General features: G+C 34.3%; 3 protein-coding genes and 1 pseudogene. 1 reads left to right on the top strand and 3 read right to left on the bottom strand.

The window, feature by feature from the left end; genetic code table 11:
- Nucleotides 1-63 precede the first annotated feature (63 nt).
- A pseudogene (locus tag FGQ66_RS14865) lies at nucleotides 64-225 on the top strand (type II toxin-antitoxin system death-on-curing family toxin); the annotation flags it as partial.
- 450 nt (nucleotides 226-675) lie between these two features.
- Here FGQ66_RS14865 and FGQ66_RS14860 read toward each other — a convergent pair.
- From FGQ66_RS14860 to FGQ66_RS14850, 3 genes are all read right to left on the bottom strand, one after another.
- Nucleotides 676-1,185 (bottom strand): hypothetical protein, encoded by a 510-nt coding sequence (locus tag FGQ66_RS14860; protein ID WP_002295345.1) that lies wholly within the window; start codon nucleotides 1,183-1,185, stop codon nucleotides 676-678.
- A 140-nt stretch (nucleotides 1,186-1,325) separates the two neighbouring features.
- Nucleotides 1,326-1,676: a hypothetical protein gene (locus FGQ66_RS14855; protein ID WP_002290348.1), complete on the bottom strand. Its 351-nt coding sequence runs from the start codon at nucleotides 1,674-1,676 to the stop codon at nucleotides 1,326-1,328.
- Nucleotides 1,669-2,994, bottom strand: coding sequence for a Y-family DNA polymerase (locus tag FGQ66_RS14850; RefSeq protein WP_138302654.1), 1,326 nt, complete (start codon nucleotides 2,992-2,994; stop codon nucleotides 1,669-1,671). Before FGQ66_RS14850 ends, FGQ66_RS14855 begins: the two co-directional genes overlap by 8 nt.
- Between the last annotated feature and the right edge of the window lie 270 nt (nucleotides 2,995-3,264).

The raw sequence follows: 3,264 nt of genomic DNA, 5'->3' as shown, positions 1-3,264 counted from the left end.
TCAAGGACAATCGGAATAGCATACGGAAAGAAGTTCTGCACCTTATAAAATTTGTCAAAAAAACTGTTGCCATTCCACTTTTTGAAAATCAATGGACAGCTTTTAGCTATTGATCAAAAAGATGCTGTAAATTTAGTGGTATATATTGCTACATATGATAAGGATTTTGACCAACTAAAATATGAAGTGATCAACACTATAAAGACACATACGAAACCCATTTAAGGAGTTGCTGTATGTGTCTTTATAGTGTTATTAGCTGCTATAGCGAAATAATTGAAGTAAATTACAAATAGCTATAATTCAAATCCAACTATACAGAAAACGTAAATTTTCTATATACTTGGATATGCTGGAATGTTTAAGAGAGTAATTACATTTCTAGAAAATACAATAAAAATTACAGGATAATTAGCCATATCCTACCTCCTCTAGCAGTTGCTCAAAAGTTAGCACTAAGTAACTTCTTTTTTGTTGCTGGTAACAATTTATCAATACTAAAATAGCTTTTAAGTATCTAATAAATACTAATTTTAAAGCTCTTAATTATTATGAAACACGATATAACAATATTGCTATATCGTGCTATTGTAATATTATACATTTGAAGACAGCGTATTCTTGTTCTAATATCAGGAATTTTTTATAAATATCAGTCATATTAAGACTCAAAATTTATTGGTATGTTCCTCTGTATAGAGTTTGACCGTCTACCATTATATAGCAATTATTATCATTGTTGTCTTGCACCAATATACCGTTAAGGGTAGCACTAGGAGTAGTAACAATCACTGGAAACTCATGAGAAAGCTCGGTCATTTTTCCTGTTCTGCTAGAATCGTGTTCTATTGTCAAGCCATTTACTATAAACGTGAATACTTTACTTCCTATTGTTATAGTAGCTTTTTGAGAAACAGTTTCTGTAGCTGGAGCTGTGCTTCTTTCCGAATTTGTTAGGGTTTCACTGGATTCATTGCTATAAACAATTGTAGAGGATTCTACGGCTTCTTGAGTGTCCACGTTGGTGCTGCTAGCTTCATCTAGCTTCCTTTTGTATTGTTCGTTACTGATTGCTAAGCTTTCCCGTTGGTCATCAAGCTTATTCATTTCTGTAATGGTATAAAATAATCCTCCTGCTAGTGCTATATTAACAACTAAACTAACCGCAAATAATACCTTTTTCATTCTTCCTTCTCTTCTTTCTCTTTTTGTAATTCCTTACTTTTGGCTCAAAAAGTCACTTATTAAGTTTATACCAACCGAAGCTAAATATTTGTATATAACTATACATGTTATATACTTTAGCTCATATTGCTGGATAATGTTCATTCTAGTCGACTCCACTTATTATCCTGGTAAAATTCAATGTGCCGTATTTCGTCGTAGTGAATTTTGTCTTTTCCAACGTAGATTCCCAGCTCATCACTACCTAAGATCTTTCCAACAATATCGTATGGATAGTATCCTTCAGCGTTTCGTTCTTCTTTTTGGATACATACTGATCTATTTTTTATGACTGCAGCGTTCAATACTTTCACAATATCTTCAGTCGTCATTTGTTCTTTTGCCAAATTATGATTGGTACGTTGCTCATTGTCCGCATCGATCTCTTCAGTATGATCAGATAAATAAAACCCTGCCCACTTTAAACGACCACGATCATTGTAATCAATCATTTTTAATTCCCCCATTTCCGCCCGCATGACCACCAACAAGTGTGCTTCTAGTAATGCTTCTAGCGCCTTCTAACATTGAAGAAGCATGTACAATCGACGTAAAACCATATTTTTGCCGAATCTTGTCAATAATTTTATCTAAATTTTCTTCGTCAATTTGCTTTTGTGGATCACTAAATAAATCCAGCTGAAGCGAATCAGTATAAAATAGCTTGCTGTAAGTGATTCCGATGTGGCGGACTTCTTGTCCTTCATAATACTTATCAAACAAGAAAAGACAATAATTCTGCAATTCCTTTGTATTGTCTGTGATAGGGATTTTCATCTGGTGTGAGAACCCTGGTCTCGTTTCTAAGATCGATGTACCAATGTTTAAATGGACACATCCTGTTTTACAATTATGCTGTCTGATACGAATGGCTACTTGTTCCGCCATTTCTTTTACAACCAGCTCGATTTCATTTCTTCTAGTATAATCACGTGGCAACACTTGTGAATTACCATAGGACTTTTCTTTTGTCGGTTCTGGTGGGATTGCTATATCAGTTCGATCAATACCATTTGCATGAAAGTATAGCTGTAAGCCAATCACACCTAAACGGCTCTTAATGGTGTATGGATTCCAGTTAGCAAGATCTCTAATGCTCATAATCCCCATCTGATTGAGTCTTTTCTTCATTCGAGAGCCAATGCCCCAAAAGTCCGTCATTTCAGGAATATTCCATACTTTTTCAGGAACGTTTTCGTACGTCCATTCCGCAATAAATCCTTCATTATGCTTTGCTTCATTGTCTAAGGCTAGTTTAGCCAAAAGGGGATTATCGCCGACGCCTACCGTAGCAATCAAACCTAACTCTTCTTTAATACGTTCTTGGATCATTTGAGCGAGCTTCTTCCTTCGCTGACTTCGTGTTCCTTCAGTCGTAAAAAGATTCAGTGATCGGGTCACTTTTAAGATTGATTCATCGATCGAGTAAATCAGTAGATCTTCATCAGCCACATATCTTCTGAAAATATTATTTACCTGCATATTTCGCTTGATATATAGGTTCATACGTGGTGGAACAACGTGTAGTGTTTTAGGAAATGGTTGTGGTAAGTCACGTGGTCTACTCACATTTGTAATACCATACCGCTTTTTTGCTTCAGGATAAGAAGCTAATATCAATCCTGAACCAGTATTATCAGATCGACTCATAACAACAAGTTCTGTTGTTAATGGATCTAAATTTCTTTCTATACATTCGACACTTGCGTAAAAGCTTTTCATATCGATTAAAAAGTAATCATTTACTGGCTCTTTTGAATAATCCATCATAAATAACACTCCATTCTTTCACATTATACAAACATATGTTCGATATTGTAAAGAAGAAATAGCTAAATACATAAAAAAAGAAGCATAGGTATGCTATCCCCCTGCTTCTTCTTTTGATTTGTATAGTTAACTCATTGTATCTTTTTATTATATATTTTGAAAATCGATTAATTATCATTCTTAGCTTTTCTTATAATAAACGCGAATTGTAAAATTAAGTTAGAAAAATAAAAAGGCATTTATGGTACACTCAAATTGTATTTCCGACGA

It is taken from the genome of Enterococcus sp. BSD2780061688st2 D3 (assembly GCF_005844145.1).
Classification (GTDB): Bacteria; Bacillota; Bacilli; order Lactobacillales; family Enterococcaceae; genus Enterococcus_B; species Enterococcus_B durans.
The sequence above is the reverse complement of the archived record's forward strand: the minus strand, read 5'-3'. Positions and strand labels throughout refer to the sequence as shown.

Bases quoted from the DNA above. Each gene is read 5' to 3' on its own strand.
- FGQ66_RS14860 (WP_002295345.1), bottom strand. From the start codon at position 1,185: ATGAAAAAGGTATTATTTGCGGTTAGTTTAGTTGTTAATATAGCACTA.
- FGQ66_RS14855 (WP_002290348.1), bottom strand. From the start codon at position 1,676: ATGATTGATTACAATGATCGTGGTCGTTTAAAGTGGGCAGGGTTTTAT.
- FGQ66_RS14850 (WP_138302654.1), bottom strand. From the start codon at position 2,994: ATGATGGATTATTCAAAAGAGCCAGTAAATGATTACTTTTTAATCGAT.